Source organism: Aquisalimonas sp., assembly GCF_007120195.1.
GTDB lineage: Bacteria > Pseudomonadota > Gammaproteobacteria > Nitrococcales > Aquisalimonadaceae > Aquisalimonas.
On record NZ_SKOG01000253.1, the window covers coordinates 1 to 26,630 of the forward strand.

23 protein-coding genes are annotated in these 26,630 nt (G+C 62.9%); 7 read left to right on the plus strand and 16 right to left on the minus strand.

All coding sequences use genetic code 11. The features are described from left to right. Nucleotides 1-165: 165 nt before the first annotated feature. The 4 genes from QZT63_RS17655 to QZT63_RS17670 form a co-directional block, all read right to left on the minus strand. Nucleotides 166-1,782: an ATP-binding protein gene (locus QZT63_RS17655; protein ID WP_290653029.1), complete on the minus strand. Its 1,617-nt coding sequence runs from the start codon at nucleotides 1,780-1,782 to the stop codon at nucleotides 166-168. A 44-nt stretch (nucleotides 1,783-1,826) separates the two neighbouring features. Then, entirely contained in the window at nucleotides 1,827-3,251 is a 1,425-nt protein-coding gene (gene lpdA / locus QZT63_RS17660; protein ID WP_290653030.1) for a dihydrolipoyl dehydrogenase, read from the minus strand. Beyond that, a complete protein-coding gene (locus QZT63_RS17665; RefSeq protein ID WP_290653032.1) occupies nucleotides 3,241-3,960 on the minus strand; it encodes a TVP38/TMEM64 family protein in 720 nt (239 codons plus the stop codon). The genes lpdA and QZT63_RS17665 overlap by 11 nt, the downstream gene beginning before the upstream one ends. A 125-nt stretch (nucleotides 3,961-4,085) precedes the next feature. Then, complete coding sequence (locus QZT63_RS17670) at nucleotides 4,086-4,748, minus strand: DUF3047 domain-containing protein (RefSeq protein ID WP_290653034.1); 663 nt, start codon at nucleotides 4,746-4,748, stop codon at nucleotides 4,086-4,088. Nucleotides 4,749-5,146: 398 nt separating this feature from the next. Here QZT63_RS17670 and QZT63_RS17675 point away from each other — a divergent pair, with 398 nt between their 5' ends. Continuing rightward, complete coding sequence (locus QZT63_RS17675; RefSeq protein WP_290653036.1) at nucleotides 5,147-5,914, plus strand: YiiX/YebB-like N1pC/P60 family cysteine hydrolase; 768 nt, start codon at nucleotides 5,147-5,149, stop codon at nucleotides 5,912-5,914. Here QZT63_RS17675 and QZT63_RS17680 read toward each other — a convergent pair. After that, entirely contained in the window at nucleotides 5,872-6,420 is a 549-nt protein-coding gene (locus tag QZT63_RS17680) for a hypothetical protein (RefSeq protein ID WP_290653038.1), read from the minus strand. The two genes, QZT63_RS17675 and QZT63_RS17680, sit on opposite strands and share 43 nt — an antisense overlap. A gap of 682 nt (nucleotides 6,421-7,102) precedes the next feature. Between QZT63_RS17680 and QZT63_RS17685 the strand changes: the two genes are divergently transcribed. Together QZT63_RS17685 and QZT63_RS17690 are read left to right on the plus strand one after the other, a co-directional pair. After that, nucleotides 7,103-8,302: a DcaP family trimeric outer membrane transporter gene (locus tag QZT63_RS17685; protein WP_290653040.1), complete on the plus strand. Its 1,200-nt coding sequence runs from the start codon at nucleotides 7,103-7,105 to the stop codon at nucleotides 8,300-8,302. Between the two features lie 224 nt (nucleotides 8,303-8,526). Further along, nucleotides 8,527-9,444 carry a sulfurtransferase gene (locus QZT63_RS17690; RefSeq protein ID WP_290653042.1) on the plus strand — a complete coding sequence of 306 codons (918 nt, stop codon included), beginning with the start codon at nucleotides 8,527-8,529 and terminating at the stop codon, nucleotides 9,442-9,444. An 86-nt stretch (nucleotides 9,445-9,530) separates the two neighbouring features. Here QZT63_RS17690 and QZT63_RS17695 read toward each other — a convergent pair whose 3' ends face one another. Beyond that, nucleotides 9,531-11,978, minus strand: a complete 2,448-nt coding sequence (locus tag QZT63_RS17695; RefSeq protein ID WP_290653044.1) for a hypothetical protein — start codon at nucleotides 11,976-11,978, stop codon at nucleotides 9,531-9,533. Nucleotides 11,979-12,149: 171 nt separating this feature from the next. Between QZT63_RS17695 and QZT63_RS17700 the strand changes: the two genes are divergently transcribed. Further along, on the plus strand, nucleotides 12,150-12,464 hold the full coding sequence (locus tag QZT63_RS17700; RefSeq protein ID WP_290653045.1) for a hypothetical protein: 315 nt from the start codon (nucleotides 12,150-12,152) through the stop codon (nucleotides 12,462-12,464). 102 nt (nucleotides 12,465-12,566) lie between these two features. On the opposite strand, the gene QZT63_RS17705 is transcribed toward QZT63_RS17700, so the two are convergent. From QZT63_RS17705 to QZT63_RS17720, 4 genes are all read right to left on the minus strand, one after another. Then, nucleotides 12,567-12,785, minus strand: coding sequence for a hypothetical protein (locus QZT63_RS17705; protein ID WP_290653047.1), 219 nt, complete (start codon nucleotides 12,783-12,785; stop codon nucleotides 12,567-12,569). Nucleotides 12,786-12,799: 14 nt separating this feature from the next. Then, nucleotides 12,800-13,249, minus strand: coding sequence for a DoxX family protein (locus QZT63_RS17710; RefSeq protein ID WP_290653049.1), 450 nt, complete (start codon nucleotides 13,247-13,249; stop codon nucleotides 12,800-12,802). A 264-nt stretch (nucleotides 13,250-13,513) separates the two neighbouring features. Continuing rightward, nucleotides 13,514-14,074 (minus strand): carboxymuconolactone decarboxylase family protein, encoded by a 561-nt coding sequence (locus QZT63_RS17715; RefSeq protein ID WP_290653051.1) that lies wholly within the window; start codon nucleotides 14,072-14,074, stop codon nucleotides 13,514-13,516. A gap of 237 nt (nucleotides 14,075-14,311) precedes the next feature. Continuing rightward, entirely contained in the window at nucleotides 14,312-15,013 is a 702-nt protein-coding gene (locus tag QZT63_RS17720) for a hypothetical protein (protein ID WP_290653053.1), read from the minus strand. 634 nt (nucleotides 15,014-15,647) lie between these two features. Here QZT63_RS17720 and QZT63_RS17725 point away from each other — a divergent pair. Next, on the plus strand, nucleotides 15,648-16,094 hold the full coding sequence (locus tag QZT63_RS17725) for a hypothetical protein (protein WP_290653055.1): 447 nt from the start codon (nucleotides 15,648-15,650) through the stop codon (nucleotides 16,092-16,094). A 244-nt stretch (nucleotides 16,095-16,338) separates the two neighbouring features. Here QZT63_RS17725 and QZT63_RS17730 read toward each other — a convergent pair whose 3' ends face one another. The 5 genes from QZT63_RS17730 to QZT63_RS17750 all read right to left on the minus strand — a co-directional run bounded on the left by QZT63_RS17730 (nucleotide 16,339) and on the right by QZT63_RS17750 (nucleotide 21,803). Beyond that, nucleotides 16,339-16,731, minus strand: a complete 393-nt coding sequence (locus QZT63_RS17730; protein WP_290653057.1) for a CBS domain-containing protein — start codon at nucleotides 16,729-16,731, stop codon at nucleotides 16,339-16,341. A 49-nt stretch (nucleotides 16,732-16,780) separates the two neighbouring features. Then, nucleotides 16,781-17,128, minus strand: a complete 348-nt coding sequence (locus QZT63_RS17735) for a transcriptional regulator (protein ID WP_290653059.1) — start codon at nucleotides 17,126-17,128, stop codon at nucleotides 16,781-16,783. Next, nucleotides 17,125-18,636 (minus strand): DUF1538 domain-containing protein, encoded by a 1,512-nt coding sequence (locus QZT63_RS17740; RefSeq protein WP_290653061.1) that lies wholly within the window; start codon nucleotides 18,634-18,636, stop codon nucleotides 17,125-17,127. Before QZT63_RS17740 ends, QZT63_RS17735 begins: the two co-directional genes overlap by 4 nt. A gap of 76 nt (nucleotides 18,637-18,712) precedes the next feature. Then, nucleotides 18,713-19,045 carry a hypothetical protein gene (locus QZT63_RS17745; RefSeq protein ID WP_290653062.1) on the minus strand — a complete coding sequence of 111 codons (333 nt, stop codon included), beginning with the start codon at nucleotides 19,043-19,045 and terminating at the stop codon, nucleotides 18,713-18,715. 46 nt (nucleotides 19,046-19,091) lie between these two features. Beyond that, entirely contained in the window at nucleotides 19,092-21,803 is a 2,712-nt protein-coding gene (locus tag QZT63_RS17750; protein WP_290653064.1) for a cation-transporting P-type ATPase, read from the minus strand. A gap of 210 nt (nucleotides 21,804-22,013) precedes the next feature. Here QZT63_RS17750 and QZT63_RS17755 point away from each other — a divergent pair, with 210 nt between their 5' ends. Next, nucleotides 22,014-23,522, plus strand: coding sequence for a dynamin family protein (locus QZT63_RS17755; protein ID WP_290653066.1), 1,509 nt, complete (start codon nucleotides 22,014-22,016; stop codon nucleotides 23,520-23,522). Nucleotides 23,523-23,664: 142 nt separating this feature from the next. Here QZT63_RS17755 and QZT63_RS17760 read toward each other — a convergent pair whose 3' ends face one another. After that, entirely contained in the window at nucleotides 23,665-25,290 is a 1,626-nt protein-coding gene (locus QZT63_RS17760; protein WP_290653067.1) for an alpha/beta-hydrolase family protein, read from the minus strand. Between the two features lie 357 nt (nucleotides 25,291-25,647). Here QZT63_RS17760 and QZT63_RS17765 point away from each other — a divergent pair, with 357 nt between their 5' ends. Further along, entirely contained in the window at nucleotides 25,648-26,127 is a 480-nt protein-coding gene (locus QZT63_RS17765; RefSeq protein WP_290653069.1) for a YbhB/YbcL family Raf kinase inhibitor-like protein, read from the plus strand. Nucleotides 26,128-26,630: the final 503 nt, after the last annotated feature.

The following is a 26,630-nucleotide window of genomic DNA, read 5'->3' on the forward strand; positions in this document are numbered from 1 at the left end:
AGCAACGCCCTGGGCTCCTCGAACCCGGCAACTGCCAGGCCCTCGTTCTCGAGCATAAAGATGATCGACTCGCGGACGTCGGGATCGTCATCCACCACATAGACCACCTGATCCATAGGGTACCTCTCCTTCCTGCAATTTACGGGGCATTGAACGCATGTTTCATTAAGTATGGAACAGCGGCAGCGAGATACGAAAATGGGCGCCTGCACCGGGCTCGTTGGAGACGGTGATGCGCCCGCGCTCGGCCTCCACAATGGAGCTTGCAATGGCGAGCCCCAGGCCCGTGCCCGTCGTGCGCGTGGTCGTGAACGGTTCAAACAGCGACTGGTCATCCGGGTTGACGAGCCCCGGCCCGCCATCGACCACCGACAGCAGCGCCTGCCGCCCGTCAACGCTGACGCCCGTGCGCACGGAAACCCACCGGCGGGCGTTGTTGCCGGCCTCGTCCACGGCTTCAAGCGCGTTCTGCAGCAGGTTGACGACTACCTGCTGCATACCCAGCCAGTCCACGGCGACGCTCACCTCGCTCTGTGAGAGGTTCAGACGCAGCTGCACGTCACGGCGCCGGAATTCCGGCCGTAGCAGCTCACTCGCTTCGGTGACCAGTACATTCAAGTCGGCGGGTCCCGTTTCCACGTCACCCTGGGAGAGGAAACGGCGGGTCCGCCGCACGATGTCCGAGGCGCGGTCGGCGGTGCTCACGATCCGCTCCAGGGGAGCCCGGAGCTGCTCTGCGGTGGCACCGCGGGCGAGCAGCCGGTTGGCACTCTGTGCATAGCTGCTAAGCGCACACAACGGCTGGTTGATCTCGTGGGCGATGCCGGCAGCCAGGGCGCTCATGGCATTGATGCGACCGGCGCGCGCCAGGGTGTGAAGATGATTCCGGGCACGGGCTTCCGCTGCGAGGCGCTCCTGGCGCAGCGCCGCAAGAATCAGCCCCGTGGCGGCCAGCAGCGCCAGCTGGGCGTGCAGCAACAGCAGATCCGGCGCCATGCCCGTATGCGCGAACGGCCCCTTGCCAATCGCCGTGCAGTGGATCGCCACCAGGCTCGTCAACATGATGGCCGCGGCGGCGAGCCATGCGGGCAGTGACAGGGCCACCAGGATGATGATGGGGAACACCGCATAGGACAAGGGCAGGCTGATCGGCTCCGGGATCCAGCCGGAATAGATACCGAGGGTCAGCAGCGGCACACACACGACCACCGCGGTCGCTGCGCCGAGCCGACGCGCATCCAGGCGGCGCAGATCGGCACTGATGATCAGCGGTGCCAGCAACACCACCCCCATGGAATCTGCAAGCCAGCAGAGCAACACCGTCTTGGTGAGCTCCGGCGTGATCCCCACGGCAATCAGTGCGCCGCCGAACCCGCTGAACAGCGCCGTGACGCCGATACCAACACCCAGGAGCTTACAGAGCTCGGAGAGCGAGCCCAGATCCCCGCGCAGCCCCAGGTATCGCAGCAGCGCCGCACCTACGACGGCGCTCGCCGCGTTACCGACGGCGAGCAGGAAGGCCTCCGGGCCGCTCATGCCGAGCATCGTATGGGCCAGGGTCGATGCGACCAGAACGGTGACACCAAGCCCATAGCCGAAACGCCAGACGGCGGCGAGCGCCAGGCCGGTTGCCGGCCAGATCAGGGGCACCATGGGGTCGTCGAACGTGAACTGCGCTGCCCAGAATGCGAGCACGAGATAGGCGGCAAAGGTCAAGACGTGGCTGACAATGCCGACGCCCGGATGCGAGCGAGCCTCTTGCAACAAGCGCACCGCCGCCATACGCGGAATCCCCACGGGTTGCATGCTATGTCGGCCCAGCACACTCATGGTATAAGGCGCTGCAGCCAGCCGACCACGCGCCGCGCCATGGGCGAGTACAGCTTATCCGCATAAATGGCGTTCACGGCACGGCGATGTACCTGCGCCAGCGTCGGATAGGCGTGTACCGCACCCGAGAGGTGCTTGACCTTGATGCGTGCCTGCATGGCCAGCACGAGTTCGTGAATCAGCTCGCCACCATGGGGGCCGAGCACTGTCGCACCGAGAATCCGGCCCCGGTGGATAACGATCTTGATCAGTCCGGCCGTGGCACCCTCGGCAAGCGCCCGGTCCACGTCGCTAAAGCGAAAACGCGCCACCTGCACGTGATACCCCTTGTCCTTGGCCGCCTGCTCGGTGTAGCCGACATGGGCGAGTTCCGGGGCGGTGTAGGTCACCCAGGGGATCACTCGGTAGTCCGCTTTCTTGGGTAATCGGAAGACGACGTTGGCGATAACGATCCCGGCCTGGTATTCGGCGACATGGGTAAACGGATAAGGGCCGCAGACGTCGCCGCAGGCGAAGATATGCTTGGTACTGGTGCGCATGCGTGCATCCACGGTGATCCCGCCGCGCTCCACCGCGACCCCGGCGCGACCGAGCTCCAGGCCCTCGACATTCGGGCGGCGCCCGGCAGCCACTAGAATCTGCTCCGCCTCCAGCTGCTGCTCGCCGCCGTTGCCACGACACTCGAGGCGCTTGAGCTCACCGACGGTGCGCACGGCCTCCACGGCGGTTGCGGTGAGCAGATCAATCCCTTCGCGGCGCAACGCGCGCTCGAGTTCTTCGGTCACCTCCGCGTCCTCCCGCGGGAGAATACGCTCCGCCATCTCAACCACGGTCACCTTGCTGCCAAGCCGGGCAAACGCTTGGGCGAGCTCCAACCCGATGGGACCACCGCCCATGACAACGAGACGCTCTGGCAGCCGGCGCTGTTCAAACACCGTTTCGTTGGTCCAGTAGCCGGCCTCCTCCAGTCCCGGCACCGGGGGAACCGCCGGGCGCGACCCGGTGGCAATGAGAATCCGCTGACCGACCAAACGCCGGTCACCGGCTGCCACTGTGCGCGCATCCACAAAGCGCGCCTCGGCGAAAATCACGTCAACCCCGTAACTGCGGAAACGCTCCGGGTCATCGTGGGCCTGAATGGTCTCCACCACCTGGCGGACACGCCCCATCACGGCTTCGAGATCGACTGCGCCCAACTCCGAGGCGACACCGAACTCCTGCCCCTGGCGGGCCATGTGCGCGACCTCGGCGGAGCGAATCAGCGTTTTGCTGGGAACACAGCCGTAATGCAGGCAATCGCCTCCCAACTTGCCCTCGCGTTCAATGAGCGCAACGCTCAACCCGAGCTGCCCGGCGACGCTTGCGGTGACAAGGCCACCCACCCCTCCACCGATCACAACCAGGTCGTACTTATCCGCCATGGGTGGATTCCTTCTGGGGTTCGGATTGGTCGACGACGTCCACATCCTGGGTGGGATCGTTCTTCACGCGCTTGACCAACCTCGGCAGGAAGATCACCGCAGCGAGCAGCCCCAATGCGATCAGGACGGCGTTGATGCCGCTGCGCCCGCCGGCCACCGCCTCCGCACCGGCGTGACCGATCCAGGTGTAGGCAAACGCCCCGGGGCCCATGCAGATAAACGTGGCAAGGGCGTAAGGGAGAAAACCGATGCGTGTCAGGCCCAGGGCATAGTTGAGGAGGTTGAACGGAAACAGCGGGACGAGGCGCGTGAACGCCACAAACCGCCAGCCTTCCCGCTCCACCCCGACGATCAGCTTCTTGAGCCGGCCCCCCGTATGCTGAGCCACCAGATCCGAGGCGATATAACGGGCCACAAGGAAGGCAAGCAGCGCGCCTGCCGTGGCACCGGTCAGGCTGTAGAGCGTTCCGAAAACTGGCCCGAAGAGCACGCCACCGGCAATGGTAAAGACCAGCCCCGGCAGGAACGCCACGGTTGCCACGGCGTACGCCGCCATGAAGGCAAACGGCGCCAGTGCGCCCATGTCGTCCAACCGCTGCTGCAGCATTCCGGGACTCAGATCGCCGCGAAACTGGTACCCCAGCGCAACCAGCCCCAACACCAGTACGATCAGAGCAATACGCCCAAACAATTTTCCTTGCCCGCCCATTACGGTGCCCTCACGGTTGAACCATGTGATGCGAGTGTGACGGCACGCGGCCAAGAGAGCCATGCGTACTTCCCGCAAGTCATTCATAAAAAAGAAGGACCGACCAACTCCGCCCGGTGTTACTGTTACTCCTTGGACGACTCAGGAAGCAGGCGGATTTTCCCGTACCAGGCCTCGATGGGTTCGCCCACGTCGTCGCAGTCGGTCATGATGGCAAGCGCATCGATTTGATCCAGGTCCCGGCCATGGTATGCCCTGAAGTCTTCCTTGAGATTGCGGCGTTCGGTTTTCCATTCCCCGGATGAGTCCGGCGGCCCGGAGCGCACGGCGATCATGTGCGCCTGCGAGGCGTAGGCATTCTCCCAGTCGGCGCCCTTGTCCATCTCGCTGCTCCAGACGTAATTGAGCGCCCGCGTCCGCCACCGCAGCACCCGGTGTTCGTCAACGGCGTACAGGCGCGCCGGGTAGTCATCCCCGGACTTCCTGGTTTCATCGATACCACTGAATGTCTCGTCGACCCGCCATTCCCACTCGAGCACCGGTGTCTGCGTGAGGTCCACCGAGTCTTCCAGGAAGAGTCCCGAGGCCGTTGCATCGTCGCAAACGGCGTGGATGGCCGCTCGGCCGTCCACTTCCACGAGTTCGTAGCGCGTTTCCCCTGTAAACGAATGCGGCTCCCAATTGATGATGTCCTCGGGCGTATACACGACAGGCTCGGCCGCCACCGCATGGATTGCAGCCACTGCGACAATGCCAAGGGCCGCTCGAGTCGTCGTTCGGATTGTCATAGGTGTCCTCCATTCCCAGTCGCTTCAAACCCTATTGCCCCGATGCTGGGAGCACGGCGATTCCCTTCCAACTCAACACCTCCGGCCGCGCTGGACCATTGGTACTTCCCGGTATGTGGCAATTGCTTACGTCGAGCCGCCAGTCGCCGATTCAGGCTGAATGCATACGCGCGGGTCATGTCCGCCTGTGCGCCACTGGGGCGGTTTGTATGATGGTGCATTGCGCTGGCGCTTGCACGACGCCCTTCCATTGGGCCCTGTGCCATGGCGTGGGTGTGGGCGGCTGCAATCGTGTCGTCGCGTATCGGGATTGAATGATTCGTCTGCGTAGTGTCCACGATACTCAGCCGAGACTGTTTGAGGAATAGTTCCAGGGATGGTAGCGGTCAGCGGTGTCTATGATGGGCTGGGGTTTCGGGATCCGTGACAAAATCGGCAAAGCACTGGCCCGCCACCTCGCGCGCGACAGGCCTGGTTCGGCGCAGGGACCAACCTCCGACATTGGCTGGCTGGGGGATACCCTTCGGCCAGGGGACGTCCTACTGGTGGAAGGCACCAGCCGCTTCAGTGCCGCCATCAAATACCTGACGCAGTCGACCTGGTCCCACGCCGCCATTTGCATTCGTGGGCGTCCGCACGTGATCCTGCTGGAAGCCGATGTGCTTGAGGGTGTCCGATGCGTCTCGCTGGACGCCTATGCCGGATTCCACACGCGCGTCTGCCGACCTCTCGGCCTGCGGCCTGACGAGATCGAGCAACTTATCCGCTCACTCCAGGCACGGGTGGGACACCAGTACGACCTGAAGCATATCATCGACCTGGCGCGGTACTTGTTGCCGACGCCCCCGGTACCCGTGCGCTGGCGGAGGCATCTGTTGACGCTCGGCAGTGGCGACCCCACCCGCGCCATTTGCTCGTCGCTGATTGCCGAAGCCTTCCAGGCAATTCGCTACCCGATTCTGCCGATAGTGCGCGAGGGTGACGCGAGCTCGACGAACCGCAGCGCCGCTCAACCCCAACATAGACTCCAGCGCCGCCACGCAACGCTCTTCACACCGAGGGACTTCGACATCTCACCCTACTTCGAGGTGGTCAAGCCGGCTTTGGCCCGGGGCTTCGACCCTCACGCACTGACCTGGGTGGACTCCCCAATATGTGCGCGATAACGCAGCGTTGACGCCGCCACACCGAAATCCGACTCGACCGGGATCGAGTGCTGCTCTGCAAGAAGCGCAATCAGCGCCATGTGGTGAACGGTATGGCTCTGCAGATAGACCAGTTCCCGGGCCAGTGTCGACTCAATCATCATGTCCTCCTCGCCTTCCTCCCCCTCGACCACATGCCGAACCAAGACCCGCTCATCCACGGCAGACCCTTGAGACATGTCCCAGAGCACGATGATCAGCCGCTCGAGCCGCGCCTTCGCCTCAGCGGGCTCCGTTTCCGTCTGGCGGTCGCGCGCGCGGTCATTGTAGTCGACCCGCCCCCCCGCGCGGCCAAGGACCGCATCGGCATGCTCAATCACATGCCTGACATGCTGGCCCATTGAGCCGCCGTTTCGTGGGTCCACCACGGCGGCGAAACACTCCGGACTGGTCTTGGCAACAAGGGCCCCGAGTTGCTCGAGTACCCTGGCGTTTTGGTCAACGAGACTGATCAGCCTTGAATCCATGCCCTGCTCCGGTGCCGCTGATTCCAAACCTGGCCGGAAGCGCGTGACGCGCCCGGACACCCCATAGTCTTAAGACTAGGACCTTTTTCGTCTGTGCGCCCATCAGTAATTCTACCAACCGAGCAGACTCCCAGCCGCCCCTCCGACAGCGCGATTCACGATGAAGCCTGTGCGCGGGGCATTGGGGCTCAATTTAAGCGCAGGCGAAATACGTACTATCACGGAGAGCGAAACCTGCAATTTACGTAGAATCTCGAATAGCCTTAGCGATCACAGTTAGCTAATTTCTCATTATCAGTGCATATCTGGTTCAACCAACTGCCAGAGCAGGTTGCTGTGCGTTCCCCTTGACCCGCCGCCCGGCGGGTTTTTCTTCTTGGACGGCAATCACGAATGCGCCCTGAAAAGGCCAGCACACCTGAAAGAAACATCGAATTGTGCCATTAAAATTTTTTGTACGAACAAGTACGTATGGTTTTGTTTCTGGGCTGGAATACATTGACATTACAGGGATGATGAGACAACCCGCATTGCCGCATTGCCGCATTGCCGCATTGAGGGACACGTTCGCATAACAGTACCAGAGTCGCCACCTCGGACGAAGCGGCAACGCGGCTTCCCCGGCTGGTGAAACATCCCAATAATTCATGCGTAAGGAGGAGCTAGCATGACGAATCAAACATTGACCGCAATTGCGCTCGGCACAGCCTCTGCACTGACTCTCGCAACAGCATCCACTGCGACCGCCCTGGAGACCGAGATTGGCGACACGACCGTTACCCTCGGGGGGTACGTTAAGTTCGACATCATCCATAACTTTGATGAAGACGCGGGCGATCTGTTCTTCCCACAAAGCATCCCGGTCGAGGGCGCGACGACCGGCAGGTCTGACGAAGGCTCAGCCGACAACCAGACCCACTTTCATGCCCGGGAGACACGGTTGGCCCTGACCACCGACACACCCACTGCATTCGGCGGGCCGGTGCGTGCTCACGTGGAGATGGACTTCTTCGGTCCCGCCGGCGACGAGACCTTCAGCAACGCGAACCAGCTGCGGATGCGCCATGCCTTCGTTGACTGGAACGGTATTCTGGCCGGGCAGTACTGGTCGAACTTTATGCCCCTGGTCGCGCTGCCATCCACACTCGACTTCCACGGACCAGCCGGCTACATCTTCGTCCGCCAGGCCCAGCTGCGTTACACCTTCGACGTGGGCGCGGGGAACCAGCTTGCTTTCTCCGCCGAGAACCCCCAGACCAAAGTCGCGAACCTCGACGCTGCGGGCCTCGACGGATTCGAGGGCGTGGATCGGATGCCCGACCTGACGGCGCAGTTCTCCGGCGCCATGAACGGCTTCAACTATGCGCTCTCCGGGGTCGTCACCCGACCCGAGGTGGAGGCCGGCCCGATCGATGACAGCACCACGGGCTTCGGCGTTATGGCGGCGGGCTCGTTCACCGCCCCTGCCACCGGAACCCGGGTCGGCGGCAACGTCGGCTATGTCGACGGCGCCAACCGCTACCTGCTCGGCACGGGCGGGGCCATCGGCTCGGCCACCAACTTCACCAATGCCTTTATCGATGGGGCTGGTAATCTCGACACATTCTCCGAGCTCGCGCTGATGGGCTTTATCGAACAGCCGCTGACCCCTCAGCTCACCGGCAACCTGGTCGTGGGTTATACGGACACCGATACCGATGCCGAAACCGTGGCCGCGGGCATTGATCAAACCCAGGCCCTCACCGTCTACGCAAACCTCCAGTACCGTCCGGTGGACAACCTGATGTACGGCGCTGAAATCCAGTGGGGTGACCGTGAGCTGGATAACGGCAACAGCAACAACGTCACCCGGCTGCAACTGTCCGCCCAATACAACTTCTAACGCCTTCCGGCACACGCGTAAAGGCCTCGGCGGGGCTCCTGCCGGGGCCTTTATGCGGAACGAGCCCCCTGTGAGAGCAAAAGCGATCGGGCAATTCCAGGCGTTCGCTCGCCCGTGCGTGGTTATATGATCAGGCCAAGAGGATCTAGAGTGACGACGCCTGACAGGGCCTTTGACGCGTTACACTGATGCACCCCCATGAAGCGAATGCAGCAGGTGCACGCATGTTACAACGCGTTTTCGTCTTCTTCGCTGTCATCGGTGTGTTGATTCCGGCATTGGCCGGGGCACGCACGCTCGACCCACTGATCTCCGTGGACTGGCTTGAGAAGCACCTGGGCGAGGACGACCTGGTGGTCCTGGACGTTCGCAGCGACATCGACGGCAGCGACCGAGAGGACTTCAAATCAGCGCATATCCCCGGCGCGGTCTATAGCAACTACACCACCGCCGGTTGGCGCGAAACCCGCGGCGGTGTCCCGGGCAAGCTGCCGCCGGAGGAGGATCTCGCCGAGCTGATCGGCGGCCTTGGCATCGGCAATGACACGGACGTGGTGATAGTCCCCGCCGGTGTCGGCTCCACCGATTTCGGCAGCGCCGCGCGGGTGTATTGGACCTTCAAGATCCTCGGGCACGACCAGGTGTCGATCCTGAACGGCGGTCATCAGGCCTGGGTCGACGCCGGTCACCCCGTGGCGAGCGGATGGAACGAGCCGGAGCCCACCGATTTCGAGCCGGACTTCCGTCCCGACCTCCTGGCGGACGCAGACGACGTCAGCGCCGCCGCCAACGCCGGCTATCAACTGGTCGACAACCGCCCCGGCGTGCAGTTTCGCGGCGGGGAAAAGCACCCAGCCTCCCGTTCCCCCGGCACCATTCCGGGATCGCTAAACCTGGAAGAGCAAAAGCTCACCGACGACGGCACGGCGTTCTTCGTGGATGAGGAGACGCTCCAAGCTTTGATGCAGGAATCCGGGGTGGACGGCGAGCGCAGCACCATTACCTTCTGCAACACCGGGCACTGGGCCGCCATGGGATGGTTCGCCCTGAGCGAAATCGCCGGTCAGGAGGATGTGGCCCTGTACGATGGATCCATGGTTGATTGGACCCAGGAAGACAATCGTCCGCTGAAGGTCCACTGAGACAAGCCCTTCAGCCCGGGCCGATGACTCCACCCCTATACGCGATCACGGGCACCTGCAGCGGGTGCCCGTGTGGTCATTCCCATTCACACGTCGCTGGAGACCGGGGGCGTCATGCCGGCCTCTGTAAGGATCGACTCCAGGACAACCGTCGCGCCCGCCTGACGCAGTGCAATGCAGGGCCGGCTGCTTAGCCAATCCCGAAGTGCCAATGCCTGGTGCGGCCGCAACGCTTGGCCGGATGCCGCTGTGGTCAGGGGGACGAGGTGCGCCAATGCCCGCTCCGGCACCAGGCGGTGGGCTGAAGCCTCGCCCGCCGCCGGCGTCCCGGACTCTGGGACCACCACCGCGACGATCCGGTATGAGGCGAGCGCGGAATGCCCCTGTGCCGGCAGCAACTGCCCGCGCTGGCCTCCCGCCCACTCATGCAAGCCAGACTTGGCATCCTCGCCATCGAGTTCGCCGATCATCCTGGCAGGCATTCCCAGGCCGCTCATCCGTGCAGGCTCACTCAGTGACAACAGGGCGCCGTGGGAGCAGCCATACCCCAGGTGGGTCGCCAGCTCCACAGCAAGCGTATCAGACCCCGTCGCCGCGTCCCGCAAGGACAGCACCGCCGGACAGAGATCTCCCGGCGGCGCGGCGCCCAAGGGCACCACAGCCGCGCGGGCAACCACCACATCCTCGGCGTCTGTCGCGTAATGACACAAGGTCTCGAAAACCCTCGGCGCTACGTGGGCAAGCGACAGCCCGCTGGCGACCACCGCGCCGTTGACGGCAATCGCATACCCACGCGCGGCCTGTAAGACGTCGATGCGCCCTTGGGCATCCACGGCGGTGGACTCAATCGGCGCAATCAGATCAGACAGCCGCGAGGCAACGGGGCGAGCGCTGGTTTGCAGATGCCAGGTGCGCACGCCCGCCTGGATCGTGACCTGCCACCGCCATGCCTGCCGATCCTCCTCCACTGCCAGGCGTTCAGCGTCACCCGCCACCTCTCCCCCGACCTCATCGTCAGCCTGGATCAGCAAGCCGGAGTCAGCCCAGTCTGCCAGAATCTCCCACACCTGCTTTCTGATGCTCCACGGATCGACCCGAATGCCGTTCTCTTGCTGCGTAGCCGCCAGCATCCCGGCCACGGTGTCCGGATCATGGCCCTCGGTGGCCTGCAGCCAGATCCACGAGGCAGCGGCATTGGGCGTATAGAGCTCGTTGTTGCGCCCGGAGTACAGCGCCAGCCCGTCCTCAGAGATCATCTCCACCGTTTGCCGCGCGCGTAGCCGTGGCCGGGGCACTGGCTCGCCCGTGACGGCATCCGCCAAGAGCATGTCCTCCAGGCGGGGGCACGGGAAGTACGGCAGATAGCGCCCGGCATCGGTGCAGGGGAACAGCCGCGAAAATCCGCCCGCGCGGGCCAGCTCACGCTGCGCCTCGGCTTCAATGCGCTCGCCCGGGTCAAGGGACGTTAGGTCCTCATCGACGCCATTGAGATTCAGCATGGCGACCATGTCCGCCACGAGCTGGCGCTTGTTCGCGGCCTCCACGTCCCCGCCGTCCTCTGGCGCCGCGCAGACATCCATGGACGGACTCAGGTTGCACTCGAGAATCCAGGGATTGAGATCCGCATCGACGAGGCAGTCGATGCCCAGCAGCTCGTAACACCCGGTGGTGTCTGCGGCAACCCGGCGCGTGCGGGCCACCATCTTCTCGCGGGCGGCGATAATCGTAAGCGTGAGCATGTCGCGAATGCGCGAGAAGAGCACCTCGTCATCATGCCCTTGCTCGCGCAGCCAGGCGCGATATCGCTCGAAATCCAGAAAGACCACCGGCGAGGCACTAGCGGTATTCGTCGCGTTGACGTCCGGGTTGGTCAGGTGGGCGAACCGGTTGTCCCGCGCAGCCGGATCGTAGACCTCGGATGCGAGTTTGGCCGATCCCTGGTGGTAGAGGTAGACGCGCAGGGGCACCACCGAGGTGACTACCACGTAGAGCCGCAGCACGTACTTGTGGCCGTTGATGGTGTGCGGCCTGTGCAAGTACTCCTGCACCATCCACTTCGACTCCAGGGGCGCGAGTGCCGGGTCGTCGAGCAGCGAAATGTCCTTGCCCTTCGAGGCGTTTTTGGGCTTGAGAATCCACCACTGCTCCGGTGCATCCAACGCCGCCTGCTGAAAGGTATGGTAGTCATGCGGCACTGAGAACGTCCGCGGGAAGAACCCGAGCCGACGTGTCAGCTCATGGTCCGCGCCGGCCTGCTCGGCCATACGCTCATGCGCCTGCGCAAGGGTTGCATGGAGATTGCTTTTGATAGTCAGGCTGTTGTTCCCCGGGATGTGGTTGATGGTTTTCCCGGGGGTGAGTGCGTCAAAGACCTCCGGCTTCGGCATGCCGGTATACCAGCAGGAATCCCAGTCACTGGCATCCCCCGCTTGCCAGACTCCCTGATCCAGCGCCTCTTCGAAAAAGATATCCTGTGACCGGTCACGGTTGCCACCGAGCCAATAGCGCCGGGGCGTCAAACGCCTGTCAGTCATGCCACTTCGCCCGCCATTGCGATGATTGCCTAAAGTTACAGGCAACGTAACACGACTAGCAACGGCAGGATTTACGTTGAATTGCGTATAGCAGGGGCGTTGATCCTCATCGATACTCTGAGTGACGCCTTGGCCAAGGCGTTACTAAGGCTATTTGGAGGAGGATCCTGAATGTCGGATGACAGATCTGATCGCAAACGACTTTTGAGCAGCCTGTCTAAGGGGCTTCTTTACTCGACACCATTCCTCGTGCTCGCAGCCTCCGGGCTGTCCCAGGCGACGGCCGGCGAGCTGCAGCAGCTGGCAGACGAAGGCGCAGTTGCTGACACGACGGAATTCGCCGATGAGGCGCTCGCCGCAGGCGAGGGCGAGGGCGAGGGCGAAGGCGAAGGCGAAGGCGAAGGTGAAGGCGAAGGTGAAGGTGAGGGAGAAGGCGAAGGTGAAGGTGAAGGCGAGGGAGAAGGTGAAGGCCACGGTCATGGCTAACGCCTGAGTCAGCCCTTCAAGCCATCAGCTTGCTAGCCTGACAAGAGAAGATGCCGTGACGAGCAACCGCCACGGCATCTTTTTATTTGCAGGTATTGTACTTTAATTAAACTGACCGCCTTCGCCTTCTCCCTCGGCTTCCGCTTCGCCTTCGGCCTCACCAACTGCGCTTATGACGTATCCACGATCACTTGCGACGTCGGCGACTATCGCATGCACGGAAGCATAACCCGCCGCAGCGATCATGAGTGGGGCAGTCAATACGACTCCCCGCGAGAGCTGCCGAATCAGTTTCTGGCGTTGATCAGTCTTATCAACCATGTCATTACCTCCGCTCAGACGTCGTTCCCTCGGATAAACAAATAGATGGCAATCAGCAGCAGCGTGACCTGGAACATCATGCCACCCAGGGGATGGGTCGCCGTCGGTACGAAGTGCCATTGCCCCCAATGGACCATGACAATGGCGCCGAGCATCACGGGCACGACCATCAAGGCCCCAAGGCGCGTCACCCACGGGCTAATCACTGCCCCGAGCAGCACCAGCAAACCCCCACCGATTTCGGCCAGGGCCACAAGGGCGGCGATAAACTCCGGCAACTGCATGACGCCGGCAAACTCCGCAATACCTCCACCCATAAACTTGTCGATGCCGCTGTAGACAAACACGCTTGCCAGCGCGAACCGAAGCAGCCAGTGCGCGTGGCGGCTCAATGCCTCCAGCGACTGCACTGGGTTGGACTGAACGCCTTTGGAGTGAACTTCGTTGGATAGTGTCGCGGCCATTTGTCTCTCCCTTCGTTGCGATGTGGTATGCAAAGTAGGCGAGACAGGCGAGGTGGCAAATCCGAGCTTGTACGTAGACCCTATACATTGACGCCCACGGTGGCACTAGCGACTGACGCAGGCGAGAGTTCGGGGTGACAAGCGCCGGGAGTGCCAGGGCACCGATCGACGCACGTCGGTCAGTGCATCGCTTGGCCCTGGCCCGGCCCGGCTGACTGGAGGGGCGGATCGGGCGCCCGACACGGGACGCCCGAAGCGCGACGCTTACCGGCGCCCGGCGAACGCTTCGTCCACTGGGGTGTGGAAGATGTGGTTCGTGTAATTGCTCAACGTCTTCACGGCGAGCGCCAGGATGACTTCCATGACGTGACGCTCCGTGTAGCCCGCGGCCAGAAACGCATCGACGTCCGCCTTCTCCGGCTTGCCGCGGGTGTCAAACATGCACCGCGTGAAGATATGCAGGGCGCCGAGTTTCTCATCCGGTACGGATTTGCCGTCGAGAATCGCGTCGGTGACCTCGGTGGGGACCTTCGACATTTTGTCCGCGATGGTGCCATGGGCGGCGCGGCAATAGCCGCAGTCGTTGGCCACACTGATGGTCAACAGCACCGTTTCCTGCTCCTGTGGAGTAAAGCCGGACTCCTGGCGGAACTTGGCGTAGCCCTCTTGGTAGGTCGCCAGCACGCCAGTAGAGTTCGCCATGGCGGCGTACATATTCGGGATAAAGCCCAGCGCTTCTTTCGCCGCATTCAGCCCCTTGGCCGCCTCCGGCTCGGCGGTTTCGGGTGTCTTGAGCTGCAGGCTCGTTTGATAGGGGGCGCTCATCGGTGATCCTCCGCTGTTATGAACTGAACGGTCCCAAATTAACCCGGGGAAGGCAAACATACAACCTCCGTGGTTTCACGCAACCCCTGCCGCGACTGCTGCGAGCCGATGTTTGCGCCGATGAGCATGACAGTCGGTCTGTCCGGGACCGGGCCCGTCGAGACGCTCGACGGGCCAATCGTTCGGGACACCGCGCCACCGACTGGCACCGGTGCCTCTTGGGCGCACGACCCGCTTTTATTGCTGTTCCTGGAACGCCGGTTGTTCCACCTGCTCGTAGTACTCGACGAGCGCGGCAAGCTCCCGGGACTCCCAATCGAGCGGGTCGGCCTGCATTGGCGCCACCATGCACACCTGGATCATCTCGTCGAGATGGACTTGGTCCAGGCCGAATTGGCTCTCGGCCATGGCCACCGTGTGCGGGTAGGGTTCGGCAAAGGTTTCCTGATACCCTGTAGCGCCCCCATGACAGGTCGCGCAGGACATACCCACGGTGGACAAGCCGGGATCGTTGTAGAGCTCCTCGCCGTATTGCCGCAGTTCGTCGGGGTCACCCTCGTAAGGCTTATAGACATCCGGCCGGGTGAGTTCCTCCGGAGACACATCCGCCTCGGCTTCGCCTTCCGCTTCACCTTCTGCTTCGCCTTCTGCCTCTCCCTCGGCTTCACCTTCTGCCTCTCCCTCGGCTTCACCTTCTGCTTCGCCTTCTGCCTCTCCTTCAGCTTCGCCTTCCGGCCTGCCCTCCGCCTCGGCCTCGGCTTCCCCTTGTGCCTCACCTGCTGCAAGCAGATTGTCAGGGCTAGTGCCTACTGCATCGACCCGGTCCGCTGCGATCGAGCTACTGGCACCATAGGCGGCGATCAACAACAATGGCGCTGAGCCAATCAGGCCACGCGAGATTTTTCCCAGCAGTTGCTGGCGTTTTTCTTGTGCAGTCATGGTATTGCTCCTCCCGGATTCGGTCTCGGTTGACGCGGAAAACACATGCAGGTGCAGTCTGCCGGTGAGGCTACACGCCGATTACCATCCTGGCCGAGCTGACTGGTCAGCGTTCGATCGATGTCCACACAGGCTCGTCGATACCAACGCGTAGCCTGCCGGAGCTGAGGCGCTCTCAGCACTGCCAGCGCCACTCGGCGCGATCGCTGTCAGCGTTGTCGGACAACAACAACCGGCAGCTCTTGTCAGGATAGACCGATTTCTCTGCGAATTCAGCCTAATCTCCGATGCGGATACAAGAAATAAACAGGACGCAAAAACGCAAAATTATGTAGAACTACGTACTTGAAAGTTATGAATACGTCGACTATGGAAAGGCGCCCGGCGCGGAGCCGCCTGAAGTCACACGAGCATTCCCCTACCCCGGCAAGCCTGTCTCCACGGGCGGTTCTTAAAGGAGACGGTTAGTAAGTACAACTCCCAATGGAGAGAAGGCACCGCATGAATTATTACTAATGCAGGTCGGCCCAGTTTATTGGGACAGCCGAAAAAAACTGTCGCGGAAGTCTTGAAGATCGATTCAGCAATGATCAGTTTCCGCACCAGATCCATCACCGCCAGCAAGGGAGGCAGTATGAGCCTTTATAAGACCTGCGGACCGTCAACACTTGCATTTCTGGGCCTAGCTTCACTCGGGCTCGCCTCCACAACGTTGCATGCCGAGGACACGGCAACCCTGAGCGGCTTCATCAACGGTTACGAATGCGCGTCGGTTGGCACGACCTGCCCCGTGGACGGCGCCGATCCGCGGATTTCGATTCAGTCGGCCTTCGTCATCCAGCAGCCAGACGGTGAGTATTACCTGCTAACCGGTGTGCCGCGGGACGTGGAGGTCCGTCACGTCAATAAGAACGTGCGTGTCACCGGCACGCTCCAGGAGCAGTACAACGCGTTCCGCGTCGATGAGTTCCATGTCCGCACCGACGATGGCGACTATGAGACCGTCTGGTCGGAGGAGATGGCGCAGGAAGAACGGGAGCAGCTCGAGCAGATGCGTCGTGCCCGGCACATGGGCGGCTAACGATTGCGGTCCCAGTGGCTCACTGCGCCGCTGTGGCACGGGGCGAGGTGGGACGTGTCGCACGAGGCCGACGTCACACCACGTAGCAATGCAGCGTCCAGCGGCGCAGCCACCTGAGGAGCGCCGCTGTACAGCCCGCCGGAGGCGTTACGCTCGCCCTGGCACGGTATCTTCATGCCCGCACCCCCGGCGTGTCCACACGCCACACGAAGTCGGTGAGATAAGGCAATCGGTGCTGGGAAGGTTAAAATTTCTCGGCCAGTTCCAGTATTGGCGCGACGATATCATTGCGGGCCACGATCCCCTGCAGCTCGTTGTCACGCAACACCACAACGCGGCGGAAATTCTGATTCACCATCAGGCGCGCCACATGCTTGACGTGCATCTCACCGTGCACGGAGATCGCCGGTTTGGTGCACACGTCGTAGACGTTGATGAGGTCGATATCACCTTCTTCCGCAACAATCGTCCGCAGGATCGTCGCGTATGTAATGAGGCCGTAGGCATCGTGACTATCGCGCCGTTCCACCACCAGAGCCCTGACGTTTTTAGCCCGCATCACCCGCATGGCTTCGCGAATGGTGGCCAGAGGCGAAATCGTTGCCACATTGGTCTGCATGATGTCCTTGACTAGCATTGCAAGTGCTCTCCCGAACCGTGTGTTGGCCGCCACAATGCCGGCACGATCAGATGTCGTCCCGGATACGGGACTCAAAGCGCTCGAGCTGCTCCATGTCGATGCCCGCAATGTGCTCCAGAGGCAGGGTAAAGACGACCCCCTTGCTGCTGGACTTGAGGTTCAGGTCCCGCGTGATCTGCTTCAGCACCTTCACCGAGAGCTGCCTCTCCAGCACGAACAGCAGAACAGACTGGCTACCCTCGTAGGTCAGGCCAAAGAATGTCTTCTTCTCCTTCGTGCCAATCCCTCGCGCATCCAGGATGGTAACCCCACCGGCACCGGCTTTCTTCGCCGAATTGATGGCCCGCTCCTCCAGATCCTCGGCCAATATGGCCACCAGCGCTGCGAACTTCATGTCTCATCTCCTCTCGCCTTGCCAAGGCGCTCCGCGGTAATCGCGTAGAGCATGACAGTGATAATCGGGAATATGGACGCAAATGCGATCAAGCCAAAGCCGTCGATCAACACGCTGCGCCCCTCAATGTGGGTGGCCAGCCCAATACCCAGCGCCGTGACCAGCGGCACCGTGACTTCGGAGGTGGTCACGCCGCCGAGATCGAACGCCAATGCGACGATGTACCTGGGAGATAGCCAGGTCAGCAACACCACGATCGCGTAGCCGCCCATGATGTAGTAGTGAATCGAGTCGCCGCTGATGATGCGATGCACGCCGACGGTGATACCAATGGCAACCCCCAGCGCCACGAGGATGCGGATGGCATTACCGTTGAGCTGGCCCTTCGCCGCCTCTTCTGCCTTCTCACCAATGGCGATCAATGCCGGTTCCGCCATGGTGGTCGCAAAACCGATGCAGAAAGCAAACAGATAGACGAACAGGATCTGCTCCCGGGCGATCAGCTGCTCGGCCATGCTCTCGCCAATCGGGAACAGCCCGAGCTTGAGGCCGACGACAAAGGCATACAGCCCGATAATCACGAGGGCAAAACCGGCAACCACCTTGTGGAGATGGGCGATGTGCTTGCGGATCACGAGGTACTGGAAAACCAGCACCACCGCGATAATCGGCAGCACGTCGCGGATCATTACCAGCAGGTCCATGAGCATGCCGAGCAGGATGCTACCGCCAACCGGTGCCGCGACACCGTCGGTATCCGCGGCCAGCTCCAGGCCATTGCCTTCTACACCACCTGCCTCACCAAAGGTGTAGACCACAATGCCGTAGAGTTGCACCGAGATCATGGGCACCATGACGGCCAGGGCAACGAGCCCAAACCCGTGGGTGAGCGCGTTGCGCCCGCGGATGGAGACGGCCAGCCCAATGCCCAGCGCGGCGATCAGGGGCACCGTGACGATGTTGGTGGTGACCCCGCCGGAGTCGTAGGCCAGACCGACGATTTCCTCGGGCGCGAAGAAGGTCACCGCGACGACCAGGATGTAGCCGCAGATCATATACCAGTGCAGGCTATGGCCCAGAATGATGCGGACAATCCCGAACGCGACCACCGCCCCCACAGAGGCTGCAACCAGTAGCCGCAGCGTGAACGCACTGACACGGCCTTCACTGATCACCTCCGCCTGATCGGCGACCGCAATGAGCGCCGGCTCCGCAATGACGGTGGCGAACCCCAGGCAAAAGCCGAAAGTCATCAGCAGGATGAGCGAGCCCTTCTTGGCAAACTCGTTGGAGAGGTTCTTGCCAATGGGAAAGATGCCAAGCTCCAGCCCCTGGAGGAACAGCGCCACACCCAGTACCACAACGGCAAGGCCGAACACCATGGACCACAGGCCATCCGGCGTCTCCTGCATAATCACGAACTGGAAGAACCCCACTACCGCGATAATGGGCAGCAGGTTCCGGAACGCGTGCTTGAGGATGCCGTAGAATTCCCGGAGTTGATTCACGACCTGTTGGTGCCCTCGCTGTTATTGTGCCTTGCAGGAGCCCGATGCCAACGCCAGGGCAAGCTCAGCGGCAATTTCAAGAGTTCAGGAAGCGGCGAATGGCCGCTGGATCCACGCCACCCGCGTCATCCACCGGCAGGGAGAATGCCAGCCCCTGGAATGGTTGCAGCAGATCCAGTTCCCGGTTGAGCCGCTCGGCGATCTCCGCCGCGGACTCGGAGTCGAGCACCCAGAGCAGGACCTTTTCCAGGCCCCGGTACGTCAGCCCAAAGAAGGTGATGTGCTCAGGGAAACCGATGCCTCGGGCCGGCAGCACGGTCACCCCCCGTGCGCCCGCGGAACGGGCGATCTCCACCGCGGCTTCCTCCATCTCATCGGCCACCACGGCGATCAATAACGACGCACTCATCTCACACCATCCTTCATCGCCGCAACTGCGGCCATCACGCATTAACTCACGCCGTATGCACCCGCGGCATGCGGCGAATCACCGCCTTCTCCAGTTCCACGATCGTGAACACCGCAACCCCAAAGAGCAATATCCGCACCCAGTCCTGCAGCCCGATGGGAGTCGTCCCAAACAAGGTATGCATGACTGGCGCATACGTGAACGCCAACTGCAAGACGATCAGCACGGCGATGGCAACCCACATGGCACGGGTGCGCAGCAGCGCGCCACCGACGAGCACCGGCTGGTAGATAAGCCGCAGGTTCAGCAGATAAAACGCCTGGCCCGCCACCAATGTGTTGATGGCCACCGTGCGCGCCAACTCATCAGAGGCGCCGACGACCTCCTCCATCCAAACGAAATGGCCGAACGTGCCAAGCCACAGCAGCACGGCGACGAAGGGGATACGCCAGAGCAGAAAGCCTGACAGCAACGGTGCTTTCGGGTCCCGGGGCGGGCGGCGCATGACCCCCGGTTCACTGGGCTCGAACGCCAGCGCCATGGCCAGGGTCACCGAGGTCACCATGTTCACCCACAGCACCTGCACCGGCGTCAGCGGTAGCGCCAGGCCCATGAGGATCGCCATCATAATGGTCAGCGACTGCCCGGCATTGGTCGGCAGCATGTGCAAAATGGCCTTGCGGATGTTGTCGTAGACCGCCCGCCCCTCCTCCACCGCATGGGCAATTGAGGCGAAGTTGTCATCGGCCAGCACCATCTCCGAGGCCTCCTTGGCGGCCTCGGTGCCCTTGCGCCCCATGGCGACACCGACATCCGCGCGCTTGAGTGCCGGGGCATCGTTGACGCCATCCCCGGTCATGGCAATGATGCCGCCCCGGTACTGCAGGGCTTCCACCAAGCGCAACTTGTGCTCCGGGCTGGTGCGCGCGAACACATCCGTTGTGCAGGCCGCCTCGCGCAGGCTGGCATCGTCCAGGGCATCCAGCTCGTGGCCCGACATGGCGGCCTTCCGCCCCTCACCACCGAGGCCCAGCATGGCACCCACAGCACGGGCCGTGATCAAATGGTCACCGGTAATCATCTTCACGCCGATGCCCGCCTCGTGGCATTGCGCCACGGCGCTCACGGCCTCGTCGCGCGGCGGGTCGATGATACCGAGCACCGCCAGCAGCGAGAAGCCGCCGGTTTCGATGTCTTCGTAACTGAGCGTGGACTGCCGCGGGTCCGCCGAGCGTACCGCCACCGCCAACAAGCGCTGCCCCTGCTCGGCGATCGCGTCCATGACCTCCCGCCATCGCGCTTCCTCCAAGGGCTCCTGACCGGATTCCAGCCGCTGCGCATTGCACAGGGAGAGCACCCGCTCCGGGGCCCCCTTGAGATAGATCACGCCGTGTCCCTGATGATCGTGGTGGAGGGTGGCCATGTACTTGTGATCGGACTCAAACGGAATAACGTCCGTGCGAGGACGCGCCTTGCTTTCCAGCCCCGGGTCCAGGCCGGCCTTGTACGCCAGCGTCATGAGCGCCCCTTCCGTGGGATCGCCTTCCATGACCCAATCCTGTTCCTTGCGATAGAGCTGCGCGTCGTTACACAGCATGCCCGCACGCACTGCTTCCGCCAGCACCGCGTCATCGTCGACTTCCAGCGGCTGGTCGTTGCAACGAAACCCGCCTTCGGGACCGTAACCGACACCCTCCACCTCGACGGCGCCGCGGGCCAAAGCCACCGTGCGCACGGTCATCTCGTTTCGGGTGAGAGTGCCGGTCTTGTCGGAACAGATAATTGAGACCGAGCCCAGCGTCTCCACCCCCGGCAGCTTGCGGATGATGGCGTTGCGCCGAGCCATCTTCTGGACACCGATGGCGAGCGCGATGGTCATGATCGCCGGCAGGCCCTCCGGGATGCTCGACACCGCCAGGCTAGCGGCTGCCAGGAACATCTCGTCCAGGGGATAGCTGCGCACCCAGTAACCGAACGCGAAGGTCACCACCGAGATGGCCACGATGACAGCAGCCAGCCAGCGCCCGAACTGCTCCATCTGGCGAACGAGGGGCGTTTCCAGGCCCTCGACTTCACCCAGCATGCTGGAGATACGGCCGATCTCCGTATGCTCGCCGGTGGCGACCACCAACCCGGTGCCACGCCCGAACGTGACCAGCGTCCCGGAATAGGCCATGCAGGCCCGGTCACCCAGGGGCGCATCCTCGGGCACGGGGTCCACGCCCTTCTCTACCGGCACGGATTCGCCGGTTAGTACCGCCTCCTCGATGCGCAGATTTTTCGCTTGAAGCAGCCGCAAATCCGCGGGTACCTTATCGCCGGCCTGCAGGTACACCACATCGCCGGGAACGACCTCTTCCGCCGGGAGTTCGCGGCGTTGGCCATTGCGCAGGACCACCGCCTTGGGCGAGAGCATCTGACGGATGGCGTCCAGTGCCTGCTCCGCCCTGCCCTCCTGCACGAAGCCGATCAGGGTATTGATCAGCACCACAGCGAGAATGACCCCCGTATCCACCCAGTGGCCGAGCAGCGCCGTGCCGAGGGCGGCGGCGATCAGAATGTAAATGAGCACGTTGTGGAAATGCCGCAGAAACCGGACAACGGGGCCCGCCTTCTCCGGTGGCCGCAACTGATTGGGCCCGTAATGCTCGAGACGGCGTCCGGCTTCCTCCGGCGAGAGGCCGTCGCGGCTGGTATCCCAGGCCGACGCCACCGCGTCAGTTCGCCGGGCATGCCATTGTCGTGCATCGCCGGTCATGGCTCCCCCTGTATCCCCCTGTATCCCCCTGTATATGCGTGAAGAGCCACCCTAGCAGCGGCGCAGGCCGGTACCTTGACGCAGATCAGTTCAGCCGTCGGTCGGGCCCAAGGCACAGCGCCCGGGGTCGGCGCCTCGACACCTGCCCGCGACTAAGACAGCATAGGGTTCCGTTGGAGGCGTATTGCCCTCCCCGACCGAGGAACCGTCATGTGGCCCTTTCGCTACCGAGTCGCCGAGCCACTGCGTGAACGGCTCGACAGCCTCGCCGAGCACCTCCCCCAGGAGAATCCGGTGCTCGTGGCGGCAGTGGGAGTCTACCGGGATCTGGATCAGGCCGCCTACCAGCTCGGTCTGTTACCCCGGGACGAGTCCCTGGCGACCCGGATCTCCTGGTGGCCACTGGTCTCGGTTCTCGGCACCTTCTCCGCCGGCAAGTCGACTTTCATCAACGAGTACCTGGATCGCGATCTCCAGTTGACGGGCAACCAGGCCGTGGACGAGAAATTCACGGTGATCTGCTACAGCGGGGATCCGGTGCCCAGAACCCTCCCGGGTATGGCCCTGAATGCCGACCCCCGTTTCCCGCTGTTTGAGATCAGCCGTGAGATCGAGCGCGTCTCCGGGGGTGAGGGACGACGCATCGACAGCTACCTTCAGCTCAAGACCTGCGACAGCGAGCGAATCCGGGGTAAGATCCTGATCGATTCGCCGGGATTCGACGCCGACGACCAGCGCTCTTCCACGCTGCGGATTACCAGCCATATCATCGATCTTTCGGATCTTGTCCTGGTTCTGTTTGACGCCCGCCACCCGGAACCGGGCGCCATGCAGGATACCCTGGAGCACCTGGTCGGGCGGACCGTCAGCCACCCGGACGCCAACAAGTTTCTGTATGTGCTCAACCAGATCGACACCGCTGCCCAGGAAGACAATCCGGAGCAGGTGGTGGGCGCATGGCAGCGGGCACTTGCCAACAAGGGGCTCACTGCAGGCCGTTTTTACTCAATCTATGCAGAGCGGGCGGCGGTGCCCATCGAGGATCCCAACCGGCGGGAGCGGTTCAAGAGCAAACGGGATGCGGACCTGGCTGCCATCCGGGCGCGCATGGAAGAAGTGGGCGTGGAACGGGCTTACCGCATACTGGGCAACCTCCAGACACAAGTGCGCCAGCTCCATGAGACGGTGGTTCCGGCACTTCAGCGCCATCTGGGCCGTTGGCGGCGAACAACCCTCGCCATCGATGGGGGGTTGGTCTTGTTGCTGGCCGCGGCCATAAGCGGTCTCGGGTGGGCGGCCTGGGACAGGGCCTGGTTCCAGCTCCAGGACGTGATGAACCAGCCCGTGGCCATTGGGGTGACGACGCTGGTGGTGTTACTGGCTATCCATCTGTGGTCCCGGCGGATCGCCGCCAGGTGGGTGATGGCCCGGATTCCCGCCCGGGAAGGCCCCGGGGAGATGGACCTCAGGGCCGCCTTTCGCAAGAGTACCCGCTTGCCGTACAGCGCCCTGTACCCGGCTGTCGCCGGCTGGACTCGCGGGCTGAGGCGACGCCTGGACGGTATCCTGCGGGCTGCCGGCACACAGATCCAACGGCTCAATGACCAGTACGCGGACCCGTCAGGGCAACGGCAGGCAGCCGCGGTGGAGACCACCGAGGCGGCATGGACGAAAGAAGTGGAGGGTGCCCACTCCCAGGAAACCCAATTCGGCTCCTGAGCCGTGGTCAGCCCCAAAGGACGCCGGGCCCGTCTTGCCTGGATCGGCTCGGCGGGCGGACCGCTGGATCACGCCGTATGCACCGTTGCCGGGCTCGATCAACGCGACGGCGCGGTGCTCCGACCGGACTTGCGTGTCATCCTCATTGGGTTGCGAATAGCGATCGCAGCCGCGCTGTATCCTCGTCGCTCCAGTCGTCCGGTTCCGTCAACGCAAGCCAGGCGTCGATATAATGCTCTGCCGCGTACTCATGACCGTAACCGGGGGGCTCGGTTGCGGTCGCCATATCCGCGGCCAGTTGCAACATGGTCACGATGGGGAACCAGCGCAGCTCTGGCGAGACGTCCGGGCCACGCGGTTCACTCATCCATTCCGGCTCACTGTAGAACGACTGCGGGTCGAAGAAGGTGACCGGATCGCTGGCATACTGCAGGAACGCAATCCGGAACGGTCCCCAGTCGGCATCCCCGACATCCAGCCCCTGGGTCTGATTCATGAACCGGACCACCGAACCATCGCGAAAACGCGGCAACCACGCTGGCGAGCCCGGGTCTCTGCTGTCGGTGACCCTCCGCCAGGTCTCGCTGCGATACGGTGGACCACTCCAGAGGGCGCCATGGAAGGGGTCATCAATGATGTCAAAGACATCGAACGACCGGTCCGAATTGAGCGCCCCCAGACTCAAGCCATGGAGATACAGGTCCGGGCGATCATCCTCGGGTAGCTCCGTCCAGTAACCATAGACCGCTTCGAAGAGTGCGCGGGCGGTTTCAACACCGTAATCGCCCTCCACCATCAACGACAACGGGCTGGGCAGGTAGGAATACTGCGCCGCCACCGTGGCGATATCGCCCCGATGGATGTACTCGACAGGGTCCTGGGCGGCCGGATCAACCCAGCCCCTGCCGGTTGGTGTCGCCAACAGCAGCACGGAGCGCTCGAAGGCATCGACGCGCTTGAGTTCCTCCAGTGCAAGCCGGGCCCGCTCTTCGGGGGTCTCTGCCGCATTGAGGCCTACGTAGACACGGATCGGCTCCAGCGTTTGCTCACCATGGAAGGCGCTCAGGTCCTGCGCCGTGGGTCCGGAGGTCACGAACCTGCGACCGCGTCCGCCGAGATCCTCCCAGGTCACCAGGGATTCCGGGCCCCCTGTTTTCTGCGGATCGTCCGGACGCTCGACGTCATCCTGCATCAGCACATCCAGCTGCTGATAGGAATTGTCCGCAGCCCGCAGCGCCAGGGTGAAGACGACCCCGTCGATCACCGCCCAGAACAATGCCACGGCCGCCATGACACCGACGACGTTGGAGACGCGCCGCGGGACGAACCCTTGCAGCCTGTGGGAGAGGAACACGAAGGTCCGCCGAAACAGCCGTGCCACCAACAGCGCCACGGCAAACACGAGTAGTGCGATGAGCGCAATGCTGAACGTGCGCACGCCACCGAGTTCTTCCATCTCCATCAAAGCGCGCACGGAGTTCTGCCACTCGGAGGCGCGCCACAGGAAGATCGCCGCGATCAGGATACAGATTGCCGTCGCCGCGAGTTTGATCATCCGTTCGATGCGGGGGCGCGGGTGCGGGAGTTCGAGGTACGACCAGATCCAGTGTCCCGCAAACCCCAGGGCATAGCCCGCGGTAAAGGAGAGACCGGAGATGACGCCCTGGACGACGAATGGCCGCGGCAACAGGCTCGGCGTCAAGGAAAACGCGAAAAACAAAGTGCCCAGCAACAAGCCGGCGGTCGAGAATTGCCTAAACAGTTGCATACAGTCGTGACCCCTGGCACGCACAATGCCTACACCGATCAGCCCGGCCAGTCCATCCAGCGGGGACGGCCCACATCAGTCAACGGCGCAACAATCGATTGCAGCTCCCCGCCCCTTGGTCGGGGCAAGGGAGACGCCCATTTCACAAGATTGACGCACAGCTTGGCGAGCGCACGCGTCGGGCCACCAGAGAGAGCGCGTGTTCACCTGGCTGGCGGCCGGGACCCGCAATGGTAACACCTCCCCCGGCGTCGGCCGCGAATCGGCAGCCGGGTTGGCAACGGGGCGTACACATGAGCGCTAAACGCTTCTATCCTGTGCAGAGATATTCACAGACAGGAGAAGGGGGAAACCACGATGGGCTTCGCATTATCCAATATGCAACTGACCAGTCCCGCGTTCCGGCACGGCGGAGCCATTCCGGCGAAGTACACCGGGGAAGGCGACGATACGTCGCCGGCACTGTCCTGGACCGGGATCCCGGAGGGAACACAGTCGCTCGCCGTGCTCTGCCATGACCCGGATGCGCCCCTGGTAACCAGCCGCGGGACCTACGGGTTTGTACACTGGGTGCTCTATAACCTCCCGCCCTCCATCGACAGCCTGCCTGAAGGCGTGGAGGGATACACGGTCGGCCCGAACGACTTCGGCAACCCGGGCTACGGTGGGCCCATGCCGCCGGATGGCCATGGCACGCACCAGTATTACTTCTGGGTGCTGGCCTTGAGCGCTGCACCCGAGCTCGAGGAGGGGTTGAGCATGTGGGAATTTCTTGCGCGCACTGAACCACAGATCATCGGCATGAACCGCCTGGTGGGCACCTACGAGCGCGCCTGAGGTTGGCCCCCCGGTCGCCCACTATGGCCTTGCACCCCAACCGGGGGTGATCGCAGTCCTCGCGGTTCATCCAGCGGGCTCACTCGCCGGCGGCCCGGGCGTTGCCCGTGAGTCGCCGCGGGCCCGAGTCCGCCGCGAAGGCACAGCCGAATTCCCCGCTGCTTCCAGCTCTCGCGGTAGGTTCTTCAAGAAACACTTGAAAAACGGGCCGAACAGGCTAGGGTTTTACGTGGGGGCGCGGGTGTTGTTCCTGTTGTCGCTTGGCTCTTGGCCGTCTCAGCGCCCAAGGAGCGTGGCACCATGCTGACTTCTCCCAACCCTCCCCGGAAATCGTCCGGGGTCAGGGAAGCGCAACATTGTCGCGCGGCAATGCCGCTGGTCAATTAGAGAAGGAGAAATACAATGCGCAAGATCCTGTCCACGTTAGCCGTGTCATCCGTGATGCTTGTCGGTACAGCCCAAGCCGAGCAACCCGGGCAAGGCAGCTTTGCCCTGACGCTCAC